The organism is Bacillus sp. YBsi01, assembly GCF_038406745.1.
Taxonomy (GTDB): Bacteria; Bacillota; Bacilli; order Bacillales; family Bacillaceae; genus Bacillus; species Bacillus siamensis.
On the sequence record NZ_CP151679.1, the window covers coordinates 1,409,554 to 1,430,967 of the forward strand.

General features: G+C 50.5%; 2 protein-coding genes. Both read right to left on the reverse strand.

Annotated elements, in window-relative coordinates:
- Positions 1-2: 2 nt before the first annotated feature.
- Positions 3-15,626, reverse strand: coding sequence for an SDR family NAD(P)-dependent oxidoreductase (locus tag AADZ70_RS07030; protein WP_342007921.1), 15,624 nt, complete (start codon positions 15,624-15,626; stop codon positions 3-5).
- 51 nt (positions 15,627-15,677) lie between these two features.
- Positions 15,678-21,404 carry a type I polyketide synthase gene (locus AADZ70_RS07035; protein WP_342007922.1) on the reverse strand — a complete coding sequence of 1,909 codons (5,727 nt, stop codon included), beginning with the start codon at positions 21,402-21,404 and terminating at the stop codon, positions 15,678-15,680.
- Positions 21,405-21,414: the final 10 nt, after the last annotated feature.

Here is a 21,414-nt window from a genome sequence, read left to right on the forward strand (position 1 = left end):
TATCACACCTCGCTTATTTCAAACATTGCTTCTGTGCCCGCCTCATTTTCTTCCGCTTCAGGCAACTGTGCTTTTTCAGGCCAATACCGCTGTTTTCGGTATACTGTCTGGCCGCCTTTCGGTTCCATGGTCGCTTTTCGTTCTTTCGGAATTCCTTCGTTGCTGACAATAATATGAGCGTTATTCCCTCCCAAACCGAACGCGCTGACTCCGGCCCTGAGTATCTCTTTTTTTCCTTTCCACCGCTTCAGCTCAAGCACAGGATAAAGCGGCGAATCATTAAATTGAAAGCGGGGGTTCGGTTTATGACAATGCAAAGTCGGCGGCAGTTCTTCATTGGCAATCGCCAGCAAAACTTTGATGATTCCCGCCGCGCCCGCCGCACTCAGCAAGTGGCCGATATTGCTTTTGACGCTTCCTACACCGCAAAATTGTTTTTCATCGGAATAAGCAGACAAGACATTGGTTAATCCTTTTAATTCAATCGGGTCGCCGATCAACGTACCGGTTCCGTGCGTCTCTACGTATGTCATGGTGTCCGGATCGATTTCCGCCGATTGAACCGCCTGCTCAATCAAGTCCTGCTGTGCCCGGGGATTCGGCGTCGTCACGCCCATTGTGCTGCCGTCATTATTTATCGCAGAGCCGTCAATAACGCCGTATATTTTATCTTCGTCTTCTATCGCTTTTTCGAGCGGCTTCAGCATCAGCACACCGCAGCCCTCTCCGATTCCTGTTCCGTCCGCATCGGCATCGAAAGATTTTGAACGGCCATTTGGCGATAAAATTCTTGCCGCGCTCATGGTGAGAAAAGGTTTTTCATCAAGCAAAATGTCAACTCCGCCCGCAAAGGCCGCCTCCGCTTCTCCATTTTGAATAGCCTGCACGGCCAAATGAATTGCCGTGAGCGAACTGGAGCAGGCCGTATCTACGACCAGGTTGGGCCCTGTAAAGTTATAAATGTGCGCCATATGTGCGGTAATAAAATTTTGCCCCGCCCCAATAATCGCGTCTTTTTGCAAATATTGAAATTTCTGATGAAACGCACCTGCCCTTGCACCGGCAAAAACGCCGATACGGCGGCCCCAGAGATCCTCTTTTTTATAACCGGCATCGGCCAAAGCTTCCGCGCTCACTTCAAGCCACTGCCTTTGCAGCGGGTCTATCATCGGTGCCAGCGTTTCTGAAATATTAAAATACCCCGGGTCAAATTGATCAATATCGTGAATAAAACCGCCCCATTTACTGATGCTTTTTCCTTCTTGATATTCACCCGGCCGATAGTGTTCCCCGGCGTTCCATCTGTCCGGCGGAACTTCAGTGACGGCATCCGTTCCGCTGCGGAGATTCTTCCAAAATTCTTTTATATCCCCCGCTTTCGGAAAATGACAGGCCATGCCGATGATCGCAACCTTTCCCCGTTTCCCGGGCTTATCTGCCGTTTTTTTGCTCCGTTTCGGCGTCTTCTGCAAAGGGAACTTCTCCGCGGGAACCGCTGCATCTGCCGAAAAAGCTTCCGGACAATGTGCGGCTAAATAATCCGCGAGCTGTTCTATAGTAGGGTGTTCCAGAAGGACAGTCGGATCAATTGAAACAGACGGCAGTTTTTGATCAATCTTTGTCAGCACTTGCGCCAGAAAGATAGAATCCATTCCGTATTCCTGAAAAGGCACATCGATATCCATATGCGTTTCATCGATACTCAGCTCTTTTGCCAAAAGCGACTTCAGCCAAGATTGAATATCAATCCGGTTATGTTCCCGTTTTTTTGTTTCAGGAGGTTTGGCAGCTGTTCTCATTCCTTTATGGGCGGCTGACTTGGCGTTTTCCAGCGCTTTGATGTCCCAATCATGTTTCACTTGTGCCGGCAGCACGACAGCTCCGGGTCTTTCTCTTAAAATGTAATCAAGCATCTTGAGACCTTCCGCGTCAGAGTGCCGCAGCAATCCCGTTTGCTGATACATCCCGCTTTTTGTATCCCTGCTCATGCCCGTCTCATCCCATGCCGGCCATTGTATGCTAATAATGCCGCTCTCATTGTTTTCTGCAAAATAGTCCATATAAGAATTTGCCATCGCATAATCGCTCTGACCCGCCGCAAGAATCGGGACGGCTGCCGAGACAGATGAAAACAAGACGAAAAATGCCGGCGCATCATCCTTTACACTCTCATACAGACCGTGGAGGCCGTCTGCTTTCGGGGCGAGCACCCGCGCGATACTGTCTTTGGATTTGCGGAGAAAAGCAGGGTTTTCACGGTCCGCAATTCCCGCGCAATGCAGAATGCCTCCGATAGGTCCGAGCGTTGAGGTTACCTCTTTTATAAGCCGTCCGACGGCCTGCTTATCCGTCAGATCAACTGCTGAGACGCACACTTTTACGCCTTGTGATTCCAGCTGCCGGATAAGCTGTATTTTTTCCGAAACAACAGGGTCTGTTTGCTCAAGATCCCACTCGGTTTTCGGCGGCAGCTCCTTTCTGCCTGTCAGAAGCAGTTTCTTCACACCGTATGCGGAAACGAAATGCTTGGCGCATAAAGCGCCGAGTCCGCGCGTTCCTCCGGTTATCATCAGGACGGCGTCTTTTGGAAATACAGTCCGGTCTGTTTGCACGGCTTCTGGTTCAATCTGATCAGTCTGCCGAAGAACATAGCTGAAGCGCATGCCGTCCCTGTAGCAAACAGCAGACTCCGTTAAGTCTGATTCAATTTCTTTTTTAATAAAAGCGGCTGTCTGCTCCAGCGGCTCTTCGGGATCAATATCAGCGTGACAGGTGAGAATATGGCTGTATTCATGCCGCAGCATGCGATAAAGCCCCGCTTTTTCAATACCATGCATAGCGGCAGCCTTATTTTTGAAAGATTCAAGCCCTTTTGTAAGATAAAGCATTTTCATGTTTTCTTGTCCGCGGCCGTATTCAATCAGCTGCTGCAGCGATGCCGCCCAGCTGACGTCCTGCCGCTTTTGTCGGGAGCCGCAGCCGGTGAAGTCAATAAACCCGGAATAGATGGCCGCATTCGGATCCTGTAAGAAAGAGATGAGCTGATTTTCCTGCACAATGTCAGCATCATTCAGCTGTTTTTTCACCTCGGCGGCAAGGTCTTTTGTATCCTCGGAGACGATGAGCGCTAATTTGCTGAATGGCTCGGATGAAGACACTGCCTCGCAAGGCTCCCATGTTTTCTGCAATAATATTGTTTTTTGATTCGAAAGCGGCAGCCGCTCCTGTTTCGGCACCCAATAGCGGTCTGCTCTGAACGGATAGGAGGGCAGGCTGATGCGGCGCGGCTTACTGTCCGTATACAGCTGCTCCCAATCCGTGTCAAATCCGTTTGCCCAGAGCCGCAGCACTTTCTTGTATTTCTTTTTCTCAATCCAGGCGCTGACGAGGTCAGCAGCGTCTTCATCGTCTGAGAACATGGAGATCGTGTTATTCTCGCGTTTTTTACGGCCGCTGATGATATCTTCGCTGTTTTTTCCCATCAGAAATGCGTTCAGTTTTTCAGTCAGTTCCTCTGCAGAGTCTGCAATGATTCCCAGCCTCGATTCCATCGCGTCCCGTCCGGTCTGCAGTGTGTATGCGGCATCTGCAAGATCGATATGGCGGGATGATCCGTTTTTGATAAAATCGCGAAGGAGACGCGCTCTTTCTTTCAGCCGCTCTTCATTTTTAGCCGACAAAACAAAAAGAGATGACGCTTTCTCACGGGTTTCCGGCTGTTCCGTTTCACTTTTGCCCATGTATTCTTCAATAACGATATGCGCATTGACACCTCCGAAACCGAATGAGCTTACACCCGCCCGGCGGGGCAGGACCCGGCCGTTTTCATCACGCAGCGCTTCCCATTCCTTTGTTTCTGTCACAACGTAAAACGGGCTGTCCTTCAATTTGATATGGGGATTGATGTTCTCGCAATGCAGACTTTTAGCGAGCGTCCGATGTTTCAGCTGCATCAATACTTTGATAACGCCCGTAATGCCTGCTGCGAGCTCCAAATGTCCGATATTTGTCTTCACTGAGCCTATCCCGCAATATCCGCCTGGAGCCCCGTCTGTTTGGAAAGCTTTTTTCAATGCATTGATTTCAATCGGATCTCCGAGTGCCGTTCCGGTTCCGTGCGCTTCTATATAAGTGATCGTTGACGGGTGAATACCGGCTTTTTGATAAGCGCTTTTCAGCACATCCGTCTGAGCCTGCGGGTTCGGCGCGGTAAGTGACGCTGAGCGTCCGCCGTGATTTTCCGCTGTACCGCGGATGAGGCCGTAGATGTGATCCCTGTCATGCTCAGCCTCTGAAAGCTTTTTCAAGACAATCATGCCGGCACCCTCTCCTCTGACATAACCGTCAGCCTGATCAGAAAATGTTTTGCAGCGCCCGTCTTCACTGAGCATGCCTGCTTTTTGAAAACCGATATGCCCTTCAGGCGTGACGATCGTGTTGACGCCTCCTGCGACCGCCATATCACAATCTCCCGTTTCAATGGCTTTTACCGCCCGGTGAATAGCGACTAAAGAGCTTGAACAAGCGGTTTCTATCGGCTCGCTCGGCCCGTGAATATCAAGAAAATAACTCATCCGGTTCGGCCCGACGGACGGCACGATTCCGGTCATCGTATACCCCTCGACAGGAAGACCCGCCTTATTGATTAAGGTTTGATATCCGCTTCCCAATGTGCCGGTGAAAATGCCGGTTTTTGTTCCGGCAATCCGTTTTGCTGAGTACCCCGCGTCTTCAATGGCTTTCCACACATACATCATTAATAGACGCTGCTGAGGGTCCATCATTTCAGCTTCTTTCGGAGATATCCCGAAAAACAGCGGGTCAAACCCGGCGATTCCATCTATAAAACCGCCCCATTTAATTGACGTTTTATTTGCATCCGCTGCCGGATCGCCGTCATATTCACGCCAATCCCAGCGATCTCGGGGAATTTCTGTGATGCAATGCTCTCCTTTTGATAAACGTGTCCAGAATTCATCTATGTCTTTCGCTTGCGGAAAAATACCGCTGATTCCGATAATGGCTATCGGTTCGGCTTTTTCTTCTGATTTTCCTTTTACGGATACGGGCGTTTCCCGCTTGACATGAACGGCCGCCGGAGCTTCAGCTTTTCTTTTTCCGGCTTTTGGGGCGGTTTTTAAACTCTCCCTTTCTAAGCCGCTGAATGCTTCTTTCCATTCAGATATCAAATGGCCGCTCAGTTTGCGCAATGTCGGAAATTCAAAGAAGATAGTCGGGCTGAGCTCAAGCTGGTAAGACCGATTTAATAGATTTGTAAATTCAGTGAAGATGATCGAATCAAATCCGTATTCCGTCAGTTCGCTGTCAGCCTCAATATCTTTAATGCTTACCTTTAAAAGATCTGATACATGCCGCTTTAGTTTCTCTTGAACCCGATCTTTCAGATCTCTTGCATCTGTCTCTGCCGCAGCTTGTCCGGCGGCGCTTTGTTCTTCGCCCAGATCGAAAATATGGCTGCGAATCCGTTTTTCGTCGCCCTCCGCCACCATGACCTGGTGTTCTCCGGAGGCAAAAGCGGCATAAAGCGCTTGGATGCCTGAAGCCGATCGCATGGCTTTCATTCCGGTCTGTTCATACATCAGCCGTTCGGTCTCTTTGTCCACGCGCATACCGCCTTCTTCCCAAAGCGGCCAGTTGACGGACAGAGTCTGCCCGCTCCGCTTGTTGTCCCGCACGAGTCGGTTTCGGCGGGCTGCATAAACATCCATAAATGCGTTGGCTGCCGCATAACCGGCCTGCCCCGGATTTCCCATGCCTCCCGCCAAGGAAGAAAACAGAATGAAAAAGTCCAGCCGCACATCTTTCGCTGCTTCATCAAGATTGATAAGCCCTTTCACTTTCGGCGCCATGACGGTCTTCCGTTCGTTTTCTGTCTGGTTCAGAATGTAGTTGTCAGCGATCACGCCGGCGCCGTGAATGATCCCGTCGAGTGTTCCGTGCTCCTCCTGTATGCCGCGGACGAGGGCGATGACCGCCGCCCTGTCTGTCACGTCAACCGGTTGATACAATACGCGGGCACCCGACGCTTTCAAGCGCCGTAAGCGGGCGGAGCGGTCTTCATCAAGCGCTTCCGCCCTTCCCGTTAATACGAGAACGGCGTTTTTGACGCGGGAGGCTATTTCTTCAGCGAAAATCAGTCCGATGCCGCCCGCTCCCCCGGTGAGGAGGTAAACCCCTTCGTCTTTCCACGGAACGGTACCGCTTTGAGAGGCCGGCAGATGACCCCAGTTTCTGACGAGACGTTTGCCGTCTTCATAACGGATTTCCGCTTGTTCAGGATGCGCCCGGTTTTCTTTCAGTTTGGCAAGAAGCGATGATGCTGGCTCGTCCGGATCGGCTTGGATGACTTGGCCGTACAGCTTCGGATGTTCAAGGTGAGCCGTTTTCAGAAAAGCGGCCAGCCCCGCCAATACATTGTCTTCCCCCCTGTCGGGGACAAGAAGCTGGATCAGCGTTTTTTTCTTCTGTTTTTCTTTGATAAGACGCGTGACGATCGCTGACAGCTCCGCCGCGCAGGCGTCATAACGGTCTTCAATCGGACCTTCGCCGGCCGCCGCACATACGGCGCCGCTTAGATCCTCCGCATTCATTCCGCCATACAGCGTCACGTATCTGAAAGACTCTTCTTGTCCGCCGTCTTCACCCGGCGGTGATTCCTGCCACTTTGGCTGAAGCAAGAGCGGTTTTTCCTCCGTTTCCTCTTCCAGAAAACGGGCGGTGAGTCCCGTCAATCGGACACATACCGCGCCGTTTTCATCACACAGCTCAATATGATAGGCGCCATCCGCTGAGGAAAGCACCGCCCACATCGTCTCCCGGCACGCAGAAAACACCTGCATATCCTGCAGGGCAAACGGCAGAAACGGCCGTCCGGACGCAGAACCGTCTGAGAGCACGAGACCGATAGAAGCCTGAAGGGCGGCGTCCAGCATGCTCGGATGCAGGATGAACGGCTCCTTTTCTTCGCGGGCGGACGGCGGAAGAGTGAGCTTCGCGAGCACTTCTCCGCTCCCGGCATAGATGGCGTCAAGCGCCTGATGAGACGGTCCGTAGGTAATGCCGAGGCTGTCGAATGCTTCATAGCACTCAGCCTTTGACATACGCCGGCCGCCGCAGCGCGCCTGAACCGCTTCCACATTGAGTACCGGAGCACGCTCCGTCTCTTCGAGCACGGCCTTTCCCTGGAAAAAGACAAGCGGCTCTTCTCCTTCGGCATACGCTTCAAAAGCGATGTCTCCGCTTTCTTCCGGCTGAAGCTTTACATGAAGCGTCACTCCTTCAGAAAGCGCCGTCACCGGACGGAGCCAAACGATCTGTTTGAGCCGGACACCCGCTTTCCCGTCCGGCAAGTCTTCAGCGGCAAGCGTAACGGCGGCCCGGGCCATTTCTAAAGCAGCCGCGCCCGGAAGCACCGGTTTTCCATTGACGATATGATCGGCAAAAAACGGTTCACGCCCTGAAAAAACAGAAGTAAAGCGCTGGGCGGTAAAGGTCGATGTATTCTCATGGAGCAGCGGGTGAAGCTTTTCACGTTCAGCTGAGTTCCGGCTTTCAAGCTCTCTCTGAAGACAATCGGACGCCCAATACGTCTGCCTGGCAAACGGGTAGCCCGGCAGATTGCCGATTCGCGGCAAAGGTCCGCCATAAAGCAAGTCCCCTTCGATTTCATAACCTTGACAATAAAAATCTGCCAGCACGCATAACAGCTCCTGATATTTTCTATGGTCAGAATATGAGGCGCTGCACTTGCCGAGCACTTCTATTATGTGCTCCTGAATATGCTGACGGCCTGCAAAGTGCTGCGGTACTTTTCCCGAAAACGCATAAGGGTGATGTTCATTAAGCTTTGCCTGCTTCCATACATACACTGCGTCATCAGCATCTTGAACCACGATGGCGGCGCGATGGTTAAAGTGATGCCGTCCTTTTAGCAACGTATAGCTGAGCTGGGCTAGATCATTTTCTTTCAGTCCGCCATTTTCCGCCCAAGTGATCATATCTTCGATTTTTTCCTGAAGGGCATCCTTTGTTTTTGCAGACAAAGTCAGTAAATATGCAGGGGCATCCCGATGAGGTGAAACGCTGCGCTTATAGCTTTCCATAACGACATGGGCGTTTGTTCCGCTCATCCCGAATGCGCTGACTGCCCCCATTCGGTTTTTATCCGGCAGAGAAGGCCACGGTTTACCCGTTTTATTCACATAAAAAGGACTCTTCTCCCAGTTGATATAGCGGTTTTCCCCGCTGCAATGCAGACTGGCGGGAATCATTTCACGGGAGAATGCCTGTAAAAGACTGATCAAACTGACAATGCCTGACGCGGCAAACGTGTGGCCGATATTGGTTTTAATTGATGTGAGCGCGCAAAATGCTTCTTTGTTTGTATAGGCAGAAAATGCGTCATAAAGCGCGTTAATTTCCACCGGATCACCGAGTTTTGTCCCTGTGCCGTGTGTGACGATATATTCGATATCTTCAGGGTTGATACGGCCCCGGTCATATACGGAAGTAAGCAGCCGGGTCTGCGCGACGCCGCTCGGAGCGGTAATTCCGTTTGTTTTCCCATCATAATTGATGCCGCTCGCCCGAATCACCCCGTAAATCGGATCACCATCCGCTTCCGCCTCTCTCAGCGGCTTAAGAACAACCGCCGCGGCCGCTTCCCCCGGAACCATGCCGTCAGCCCTTTTATCAAACGCGAAGCATTTCCCGTTTTCCGACAGCATTCCGGCTTTATCTATCGTTTCAAAAAAGTCCGGGGTATTCATGATATTCACCCCGGCCGCAACAGCTGTTGTGCACTCTTTATTCTGCAGGCTTAATACCGCCTGATGGACAGAAACGAGCCCCGAAGAACATGCAGTATTTATCGCCATCACAGGACCTGATAAATTCAAGTGATAAGCCAGCCGCGCTGCCAAAATACCGTTATGATGAGACGTGACATTGCCTTTGTCCCGTGTTAAAAGGTGATAATCTCCTTCTTCCGCCCCCGCAAACATACCGATCGTCTGCCGCCTGATGTGACTGGCGCCGTAGCCGGCGTCCTCAAGGGCCCTCCACGCTTCCTGAAGAAGCAGCCGCTGTTTCGGATCCATCGTTTCAGCTTCCCTCGGCGATATTTCAAAAAATAAAGGGTCGAATTCGTCCGCCCCCGGTACAGCGCCGAGTTTCCATTTTGAACTTGTGAAGCCTTTTTTTGCGACCGGTGCGACAACGTCCTTTTCCTGAAACAGAATGTCCCACAGCTCGTCCGCCGTGCGTGCCTGAGGAAATCGGCCGCTCATGCCGATAATGGCAATGGAATCAGCTGCCTGACTGCCCTCGGTTCCGGCGTTCAGCTTATTTCTTCCCCTCTGCTTCTTCCGCTTTTCCGTTCCTGCCTTTTCAAAGACAGATTGATCTGTGGATTCAGGTTTCTTTTCTTCATAGACATGCTCCATGACGGACTTGTGTTCCGTCAGAAAATAGCGGACGACCTTCTCCAGTGTGGAATGTCCGAAAAACAGGGCTGGTGTCACTTCAATTCCGTAATGAGCGGACAAAGAAGAGGCGAATTCCGCCAAACTGATAGAATCAAAGCCGAAATCAGCCAGATTGTCAGCGTCCGTCAGTCTGTTCTTGTCTATTTTCAAAAGCCCCGCCGCCAGTTCCTTCACATCCCAGCTTACGCATTCTTCCAGTGTAAAGCCTTTCATTTCACTCCGCCTTCCTGAAAACGGGACGTTCCTGTGTACAGAACCCGAAATCGGCCGTTCGCCTTGATCTATCTGCAGGAAGCGTTTGGCCCTCGACGGAAAGCCGGCCAGGACGAGATACTGGCTGGACGGCTGGACTAACAATGTTTCAAAGGCTTCGAGTCCTTCCTCTGTGTATAAATAACGCTGTCCGCTTGATTTTAAATACATATCGGTGCTTTCCGCCGTGCCGACATGCATCCCCCCTTCTTTCCAAAGCGGCCAATTGATGGCAAGTGACTTGCCGCTTCTGAGTCCGAGGCTCACAAGTTTATCCCGATGACGGACAAAAGCCATTTGGAAGCGGTTCCCCATTGCGTAGTCACAAGAACCGAAGTCTCCTAAAATCGCTGAAGAAGAAGAGAAACAACAGAAGAAGTCAAGCGGCTCCCGTGACAGAACCAGATCTAACACCGCGGTGCCGTCCGCTTTTGGCGCTAAGACTTGCTGAAAGGTTTGCAGATCTTTCTCCAGAATGCTTTCAGTGCCTTGAAGACCTGCAGCGTGAATGACACCGTGAATCGGCCCGCATCCTTTTTCTTTCGCTTCTTGCAAACCTTTCTCCATCTGAGCCTGATCTGCGGCATCCGCCTGCACGTAAAACACCTTGGCGCCTGATTCTTCCAATCTCTTGATCTTGTTCATCACCGGGCCGCCTGCCGCTGATCTCCCCGTCAAAATGAGCGTAACCGGTCCTTTTTCAGCAAAATATCCGGCGAATAACAAGCCTAATCCCCCGCATCCGCCGGTAATCAAGTACGTTTTTCCGCTTTTTATCACACGCTGCTCAACAGGGGCAATATCCGTCTGCTTCATTTCCATGACGTGACGGATTTCCCCGCTGTACATGACACTGCGGAATGACTCGCTGTGAAGCTCTTCACATACGTTATGGATCAGCTTTTCAAACGGTCCTTTTTGTCCAAAATAAACCGCGGCCGTATCCGTCTCCGGCAGAATCAGTTTCAGCGACCGTTCCAGCCCGATCCATGACTCGGCGTAACTGATATCGGTATCGGTCCCGCACTGAGCGGAAAGAAGGATTCGCCTCGGTTTAGAACGCAAAGAAGCAGCTGCGCGGATCACATGATAGAGAATGGAATAGTCTTTCACGGCCTTTTCATCTTCAAGCGGCCATCCATATAAAACGGCATCCGCTTTGCCAGCAGCCGTTTCAATATGCCGAAACGTTTCTTGATATGCTTGTCCGTCAGTGATTTTAATTTGATAATGCGTGTTTGAAAGCTTTTGAGTTTCCTCACCCTGTGAAATAAAAAACACGCCGGTTCCCGGATAAAGAGATTGTAAAAACTGATAAGCATGCTTTCTGGCAGCTTCTCCCGTAAGAAAACAGATGATCGTTTTCAGCTCTTCATGAATGGATTTCACCAGAGGCTGCTGAGTCCACATTTCTTCAAATATCATCATCTCGGATTGTTCCTCTTGCCCGTGATCCTGCTGAGACGGCTGTCTCATTCTCACCCCTTTGATTTCTGCGCAGACAATGCCGGTTTCATCACAAAATTGAATGTCACAGCCGGTTTGATTCTTTTTATTAATATACATCCACATGCCCGATGAACACGGACGCATGACGCGCAGTTCTTCAACTGCTTCAGGCACGATATGGACTGACGGCTCCGTTTTTGCCAGGACATGAAAAGCTGCGTCCAAAAATTCCGGCGGTATATGATATCCCGGATTACGGCCGCCGCTTTCATCTATAAGAGCAAGCTTCGCCCAAACCGCATTTTCTCCCGCATAAAGCTTTTCAACGGTGCGGAACTCCTTACTGATGGTTACACCTGATGTGCCTGGTGTTTCATAATCGAATGACAGCGGGCGGCAGTCTTTTTGTAAGGAGACAATATCAAGCACGCGGGATGGCTGTATGTTCCCTTGTCCGACGATTCCACAATGATGCAGCTTCTCTACGTCACTGTATATTTCATAATGGATGCCTTCCCCGTCTTCAGACAGAAGGGAGAGATTGACGCCCGCACCGTGATGTCCGCAGGTAATCGGGTCAGTCCATGCCGCCGTTCGGATCCATATCTCTTTTTCTTCAGAGCTGTCTGCCGCATGATGATAAGCCGCTAGCGCCATTTCTAAATAAACGGCTGCCGACAGAACCCGCTCCCCTCTCACATCCTGGAAAACGTGTTCCCGGCCTGTAAAAGATGTATGATAGCTTTGCTCCGCCAAGGTTGACGTATTTTCATGCAGGAAAGGATGCACATATTCAGTTGTTCCGGTTTTTGGTTCTTCCCGCTTCATCCAGTAGCTTTCTTTTGCAAATGGATAAGACGGCAGACTGATACGATGCGGCAGCGCGCCTTTATATAAAGATGCCCAATCAACGGGCGCCCCGTGAACCCAGGCACTCAAAAGACTGTCAAATTGACGTTTTTCCATCCAATCACTGACTGTGTCTTCCGTCTCTGTGACAGAACTATCACTCCGGCCTGTAAACACCCCGCTTACGGAACCAGCATTATTCAGAAAAGCCGTCAGCTTCTGTTCCAATTCAGAAACAGAGTCCGCTGTCATCGCCAGCCGTTCTTCCATCGGGACTCTGCCGACTTGAAGGGTAAATGCCGCGTCAAGCAGATTCGCATCTGTAATTGTTCCGTTTCCGGCGGCATCCGACAGCAACAGAGCCCGCTCGCGCAAGCGGTCTTTATCTTTTGCCGATAAAACAAAAAGCGCCGGACGGCCGGAGTCTGCCGAAGTTATTTCGGCCGGTTCATACTCTTCTATCAGCAGGTGGGCATTCGCTCCGCCCGCTCCGAAAGAAGATGTACCCGCGATTCTCGGATATTCCCGTGTTACTCCTTCAGATTCTATGACCGGCCGTCTCCATTCCGCCGTTTCCTGCTGCACGATAAAAGGAGAAGTTTCAAAATCAATTTCCGGGTTCAGCTGCTTTGAGTGCAGCGACGGCACCAAATATCCGTGTTTCATCTGAAGAAGAATTTTAGTGACCGCAGCAATACCCGCCGCACTTTCCAGATGTCCGATATTGGATTTAACAGAACCGATGGAACAAAATTGAGCTGCATCCGTATAGCGGCGGAAAGCCTTGGTTAACCCTGCGATTTCAATCGGATCTCCCAAGGAAGTGCCGGTGCCGTGGGCTTCCAGATAGCTGATTGCTCTCGGGTCAATCCCTGCCCGCTCCATCGCGTCTGCGATCACTTCCCCTTGTGCATTCGGATTCGGAACGGTGAACCCGTTCGTTTTGCCGCCGGCGTTCAGAGCGCTCCCTTTAATGACACCGTATATATGATCATGATCTTCAACAGCCTTATTCAACGGCTTTAACACGATACAGCCGACGCCCTCTCCGTCAACAAACCCGTCAGCCTTATCACCGAACGCTTTGCACGCGTTTGACGGTGACAGCATTCTCATAGAAGAAAGCCCGATATAATGAACCGGATCTGTAATCAGGTTTACACCGCCGGCAATCGCACATTCAGATGCACCTGTTCTGATGCTTTCTGCGGCGAGATGAATGGCGGTTAAGGATGAGGAGCATGCGGTATCGACCGCGATGCTCGGACCGTGAAAATCAAACACATAGGATACTCGGTTCGGGATAAAGTGGTAGTGGGCCCCTGTCGGATAGTTGCCGTTCATGACACCCGCAAAGACGCCAACCTTTTTACCGGCGCATAGTGAATCAGGGGTATATCCGGCATCCTCAAGGGCCGCATAAGCGGTTTCCAGAAACAGTCTCTCCTGCGGATCCATGCGCTCCGCTTCTTTCGGGGAGATTTTAAAAAACAGCGGGTCAAATTTATCAATATCTGTTAAAAAGCCGCCCCACTTTGTATACATCCGGCCTTCCTTCCCTTTTGTATCATCATAGTAGTCCCTCCAATCCCAGCGGTCTTTCGGAATTTCGGTGATTCCGTGTTCACCGGTCTTTAACCGTTCCCAGAACTCATTAACATTTTCAGCTCCGGGATACCTCCCGGCAAGCCCGACAATTGCCACTTCAAGGTGTTTTGACGGCGGTTCGGAAGCGGGCGGCGCTTTTTCAGAAAAAGATGCCGCTTGGCGCTTCGTCAATCCGGCGCTTTTTTTGCGGCTTTGCTTTTTCTGTAAAGTGTGCGGCGTCTTTTCAGCTTCTTTATTTGTCTTGAAAATCCCAGCCATATCTTCCTGTCTTGAGCTGACGAGATATTCCGCTAATCCGCCGATTGTCGGATACTCGAAGAACAATGTGCTGCTGATATCAGGGACGTCTTCCCGCACGCGGTTGGTCAGCTGTACGATTAAGATGGAATCGATTCCGTATTCTTCAAGGGGCGTATGGGCTTGAACGTCCTCAATCGGCATCTTTAAGATGGTGCTGACGATCTGTTTCAGGTACTCTGTGCTTTTTTCAAGCAAAGAGCCGGATGATACCGCTTCAGTATGACGGACTTCTTCAGAAAATTGCGCATGCAGTTCGCGCTCCTTCGTTTCAGTCAAGTATGCGGCAAGCTCTTCTATCGTCCGGTATTCAAAAAACAGCGTGCTGCTGATATCAGGGACGAGATCCCGCAGCTCATTCGTCAGCTGAACGATCAGAATAGAGTCAATGCCGTATTCATCCAGAGGAGCCAGCGGATTTATCTCTTTTGCCGGCATTTTTAATACTTTTGCCGCAGCCCTTATCAGAAAAGCAGCTGTCTTTTCCGCAAGCCCCTCTCCCGCTTGTTTGATGGGGAGCTGACGATCAGAGGATGTTTGCGGTACGTTTGATTGGCGCTTTTGCGCGGTGTAAGCTTCCCTGCTCTGCCTGATGACTCCGTTGCTTTTCGCCGTGATAATCTGCTGGGTGTGCAGACGTTCGTTTTCAGCCGGAAATTGAATGGAATGAAAGCCTTCAGCCATTAAAACGGATTTCCATGTTTCCGGATAAAGACCGGGGCACCCCGGAATCCGCAGCGCCTCGTCTTCGTACAGCCACCAGCCCTCTAATAAGCCGAATGTAACATGTGTAAACGGCGTATGCCCGCCCAGTTCATTAACGAGCAGCAAACCGTCCTTTTTCAATACGGCTTTTGCCGTCCGTAAGGTTTTCCGGATATTTTTGGTGGCATGCAGCACGTTTGCGGCAATAGCGATATCGTAGGTTCTCAGATGTAATCCCTGGCCCGCCGCAGGCTTCTCCACATTAAACAGCTGATACGTCAAATACGGATTGTCCGCGCCGTATTCCTTTTCGGCATGCATTAAAAAAGCTTTTGACAAGTCGGTATAACAGTATTCCTGAATATGGTTTTGATAGGGGCGGAGCTTTTTAAACAGTGTGCTGCTCGTTCCGCCGGTGCCCGCTCCGATCTCCAGCAGACGGATGTTTGCATCAGGATTGTTTTTAATTACATTTTCCACATACATACACGCTTCATTTGCCAGCACATCGTTGTAATAATCAGCGAGAATGTTATGCTTATAGATTCCTTCAACAAGCTCCATTGAAGAATCGGGAAACATCACGTCAGTGGCTTTTATTTTGCCTGTTAAAATGTCAGGCAAAGCTTGAATGACGGTATCCGCCAGCAGAGCCTGCGCTTTCATATCCGGATCTTTCAGCCATTCGTTTTTCTTCTTATGCCACTCTTCCCAAACCGCGGCCGTTTCACCCGTTTCACCGCTTTTAAGATCGCTGTCTAAAAGACGGATGCTTTCTTCCAGCCAGCGCTCATATAAAGGCAGACAGGAAGCCGCCGGCGCTTCGCCGGTCAGACCCATTGAACGCAGCGTCACCCGCAACATTTGCAGCAAAAGCCGATTCAATTCTTTCATTTGATTGCTTATTTCTGTTCTTAAGGATAACTGTGTACGGTCTTTTTGTTTGTCTCCCTTACCCAAAACCTTATCCTCCTAAGAAAATTAAATTTGCTCCGTCATTTTGACAGGCAATCAGATAGTCACAAATTCATGAGGGTTCATTCCCTCGATCGGAATCGGCTTGGTCAGCTTCATCAGCCCCATACGGGAGATCGGCTGCGTCAGCAAAGTTTCCAGCGCCTGCATCCCTTCCGCCCGGCTGATCAGCCCGAGACCGATTGCACTCAGTCTGTCAAACTCTTCAGAAATGTGATTGTCAGCCCGCTCCCAATAACCCCAGTTCATCACTTTGACCCGGCATGACAGCCGTCCGGAAAGCTCATGGGCAAATGCGTCTTTAAATGCACACCCCGCCGCATAATGACTTTGATTCGGATTCTTAATATATGAAATAACCGAAGAGAAAAAGAGAATAAAGTCCAAAGACTCTTTCGCAAATACTTCGGCAATGTTGACGGAAATATCCACTTTCGCTCTAAGGCCGGCGTGAAACTGTGATTCTTCCATATCTTTTACGCTTTCATTCGCAAATACCATCGCTGAATGAACGACGCCGCTGATGGTGCCGTATGTGTTTTTAATCTGTTCATAGGCGCGCTGAAGCGATGGAAGATCAGAAGCATCTGCGGCTATATATTCGGGAGCCGGGCCTGATGGCCGGTACCGGTCTATTTTTTGGCGTATCCGGCTGTCCAGCGGCCGCCTCCCGATCCAGACGACTCGGGCTTTATACGTCGTCACCATATAATCTGTCCAAACCTCGCCGACGCCTCCCGCACCGCCGATGATGACATATACGCCTCCATACCGGTAAGGAACACTTTCAGACGGCTCGCTTTGGACCGGAAGCAATTGAGGCCGGTACCATTCCTGATGTCTGTGCACCCATGCTTTACCCGTACGGTCACGGGGCAGGCTGAATATGTCTTCTGCGGGGAAATCCCCCCCGTCTTCAAGATCGACCAGACGGATGTGCCAGCTCGGATGTTCTTTAGCGAGAGACCCGACGAAACCGTGCACACTGGAATGAGCGGGACGCACCTCATCATATTGGGTGATAGGCTGTGCTTGGTGCGTAATCACCGTCATCCCGAGCTGCTCTTTTCCATACCCGAGACCGATAAGAGCTTTGGCCGCTCTGAAAATTTGCAGCACCCCGCTTTTTTGATCATGAATGTAAGAATCAGCCGGCTGAGGGGCAAACCAGATCATATGCTGAATCTCACCGAGACGGCGGAGCCGATCAGATATCACTTCAACGGAAGCACTTTGGCTGCTGTCAAATCGCACAGCTTTAGGAAACAATCGTAAAACCGCGTCGGCTTGCCCGTCTGTACCGCCTATAATGACAGCATTTGCTTCAGAAATGGGGAAGCCGGTTTGGTTGTCTATCGGTTCCGCGTCCCATACCTGCATCAGTTTGACGGCACCGGTAAGGTTACCCGGCAGATCGTATTGCTTATTATCGGTTACGGGCGGCGCACTTTCGGCCATTCGGGCAGAAAATCCTTTTATCCTTACACACACATTGCCGCGTTCATCACATATATCAATGTCCATTCTTCGCACAGCCGGTGTTTCATGCGTCACAAACACGGCCGCCCACATGTTTGGATTGCACGTATGAAAAACGGTCAGTTCATGCAATTCAAAAGGCATTAACGGCTGCTCCGGATAACCCGCTTGATCTTCATTCATAACGCCGATGGCCGCCTGAAAAGCGGAATCAATCAGACTAGGATGGAGCACAAACTGTTCGGCCTCATCAGAAACGGAAGCAGGGAGCACCAATTTAGCCAAGGCTTCTTTTTCCCCGCAATAAATGTGATCAATTCCTTGATGTGAAGGTCCGTATACAATTTCCGCCTTTGCAAACGCCGCATAACAGTCTTCTTTTGACAGCACTTTTTTGCGGCATTGCGCTTTCAGCTGTTCAATATGCAAGACCGGCGCCTCAGAAAGCGGCTCAATCACAGCACTGCCTTCACAATAAATGTCTGAATCGTTTTCATGGCTGTACACCTGAAATGAAATATTGCCGTTATCCTCCAAGGAAAGCCCTGTCGTCATTCGCAGCGGCTCTTTTTTATGAACGGCCTGGCGTATCCAGCTGATATACCGCAGCGAAATGCCGGTTTTAGCCGTGTATTCAGCGGCTAACGGCGCGGCAGCCAGTTCAGCCGCGGCTCTCGCCATTTCAAGATAAGCCGCCCCGGGGAGAACACGCTTGTTTCGGACGATATGATCAGCTAAGAAGAATTCATCTCCGTTCAGTACCGTGCTGAATTTTTGTTCTAACAAATCTGATGTATTGCGGTGAAGCAGCGGGTGAAGCCCGCTTTCTGTATTTACGGAAGTAACGGGATGATCGGGCTCCGGTATCCAATATTGTTCCTTTGCAAACGGATACGTCGGCAGACTCATCCTGCGCGGTTTCTCCTCCTGATACAGCCGCGTCCAGTCTATCTCAAATCCTTTTGACCACAACTCCGCAAGCTTTTTGTAAGTGCCGCTGTCCATCCATTTTCGGATCAGCTCCTCCGTATCCTGCTCATCATTCAGGAAACCCCTGATTTCCGTTCCGCTATCAGACCGCCCTTGAAAGCAGCCGTCAATCTGCCGTTTTCGTTCTGTAAATTCAGTTAATTTCCTGATCAGGTCCGCTTGATCGTTCACTAAAAAAACAAGCCGTTCTTCCATTGCCAGCCGTCCCGTTTGCAGCGTATACGCCAGTGACCGTATGGAAAAAGGTTCATCAGGCTGCTTATCTAAGCCGGACTGACCGAAAAGACCGGAAAGAATATTCTTATGTTTCTCATCTTTTGTAAGACATTCTGCTAAAGTCCGGACGGAAGTATGCTGTATGAGATCGGTCATGTCTATTTCCAGCCCGTATTGATCCGTCATCAGCTCAGAAAACTGTGTCAGCTGCATGACATCCAAGCCGAATTCCTTCCAATCGTGTTCACCATCTACCGAGCCGGCCGCTACATGCAGAACTTCCGCCAGAACACCTCTCAACGCATTTTCCAGCTGATTTTGCATTGTATCTATTTTGTCATGAAGCGGACCGCTTCCCTCAAGCGCTTTATCTTTGAGAAATATCAGCAGGCGGGCAGCGTATTCCTTCAGCCGCTCCGGATTTTTCGCTGATAGAGGCACGATATACAGTCTCTCTTGATTCTCCGTAATGCCGGGGTTTTTGGGCCTGTACTCCTCTAAAATGAGATGAACGTTTGAACCCGTCGCCCCGAATGAACTGATGCCTGCGCGTCTCGGACAGGAATGTTCACTGCCGTTCTCTGTATACGCCGGCTTTTTCCATGACTCGGTTTTTTGCTGCACGTAAAATGGCGAGTCCTCTAAACGAAGATACGGATTAATCGTCTCTGAGTGCAAAGAAGGGACAAGCGTTTTGTGAAACAGCTGCAAAACCGTTTTATGAAGCCCGCTGATCCCGGCTGCTGATTCCGCATGTCCGATATTCGATTTAACGGAACCGATCGCACAAAATTGCCGATCCTCCGTAAACGTGCGGTAAGCTTTAACAAGACCTTGTATTTCAATCGGATCTCCTAAAGAAGTTCCGGTTCCATGCGCTTCCACATAAGAAATCGACCGGGGATCAATCCCCGTTTTTTCAAAGCATTCAGCTATCATATCCCCCTGTGCCACAGGGCTCGGCACGGTAATCCCGCTGACGGTTCCCACGTGATTGACGGCGCTGCCTTTTATCACCGCATAAATATGATCCTTATCTTCTTCGGCTTTGTGAAGCGGCTTCAGCAGCACGGCCCCGATGCCGTCAGCTGAGACATAGCCTGTGCCGCCTTCGCCGAACGTGCGGCACAGCCCGTCACTCGAATGCATATCCATCAAGCCGTATGTGATATATTTTGTCGGGTGCAATGATAAATTGACGCCTCCGGCAAGAGCTGCTTCACATTCACCGCGTCTCAGACTTTCCGCCGCCATATGGACGGCCGTCAGAGATGACGAACACACGGTGTCAACCGCCATGCTCGGCCCGTGAAAATTGCAAAAATATGAAACCCGGTTTGCGATCGGCGCATAGTTCAAGGGATAAGGAAAGACCAGCCCTTTGGCCGCAGCTTCAGCGCCGACGAGAGAATAATCCATATGCATCACCCCGGCAAACACACCGACGTTCATTCTCTTATTCGGCCCTTTCGGCTGAACGATTGTTTCCGGGGTGTAGCCCGCATCCTCAATCGTTTCCCAGCATGTTTCTAAAAACAATCGTTCTTGCGGATCTTTAGCTTCTGCCTCCCGCGGAGAAATCCGGAAAAATTTCGCATCAAAACAATCCGGATCGTCTATAAAACCGCCCCATTTGGAAATCGGCTTGCCGGACGGTGATCGCAAATGCTCATATTTCCTCGTATCCCAGCGGGAACGAGGCACTTCCGTTACGCTGTTTTCGCCATTTTTTAAATTTGCCCAGAATTCACGAAGATTTTTGGCGCCGGGGTACCGTCCCGCCATCCCGACGATGGCAATATCTCCATTCTGCGTTCCGGCTGACGCCGATTTTTTCACGCGGATTTGGGTCGTCCTCTTTTTTTCCCGATGCAAAGGTTCAGCATTTGAATGTCCGCTTTGAGCATGGCCGAAACCGGCTCCGTAATGTTCGCACAAATACCCCGCCAATTCCGTGATTGTCGTGTATTCAAATAACAGCGTCGGCAGAAGCTGCGAACCGATTTTTCGTTCAATTTCCTTTACCATGTCCAACAGCCCCGGAGAATCCAGCCCCATTTCATAGTAGCCGATATCCGGGTCAATCTCTTTCACAGGTTTGTTCAATCGGGCGGCAAGCAATTCTTTTAAATAAAGGATGCACTGTTGAGTAAGGCCGGCGGAAGCCTCCGCAGAGCGGGGCTCGGAAGGCGCCGGTTCCGCTTGCGAAGCCGGGACGGCATTCCGCCCGTCTAGTTCTTTCTTTTGCCGTTTCTGATTGATCAGTTCCGGGTTCCTCACCAGTTTATTGGCGAAGTTTTTCAGTTCGCCGACTTTTCTGCCTTCCTCATTGAAAAACTCCATTGTCACGTAAACGAGATCTTTCTTACGGGTGACAGATTCTTTTTTTATCTTGGTGATACATGTCGTCTGCAGCAATTCGGCGCAATAAAACGATTCATAAAACAGCGGCAGAAATAATTGCCCCTCCCCCCTCGTCAAAGGAGCGAGATATACATTGGAGCCGATGCTGCTCGCATCGATCAATGCGGGATGAAACATCGCCTCTTCTGCATGTTCCAGCTGATCCTTTTGCACCGACAGATCAATATAAATCTCTTTTTCAGTTTGGTAGACGCTTCCGCAGCCTTTCATCATTCCTGAATGAACCAGTTCTTGATCCCTGCATTCCGCGTAAATGTCCTCAATCGGTATTTCTGCCGCCGTTTGTTTTACGGCATCCATCCGGACGCTCTCTTGGAAATCGGCGGGCTTGACGGAATGCATGTGCGCCGCGGCATATATCTTTGTCTCTGCTGCTTCGTCACCTTGTTTTTGCCCTTTCACCTCCACCTTCCACTGCCCTTCGCCGCTCACTGTACAATCAACGGAAAGCAGGATTGATTCTCCCTGTTCAGGAGCTAAAGGGTGAAAAATCGATAAGTGCCTGAGTTCAAGGCCGGCATGAAATAAACCGTTTTCTCTGAAAGTCTGATAGATCAGGTCAATATAAGCCAGACCCGGCAGCAGTTCCTTTCCATAGGCTTTATGATGTTTCAAAACGGGATGCTGATTGTTAATAAGAAGCTGCTCTCGCATATGAACTTCC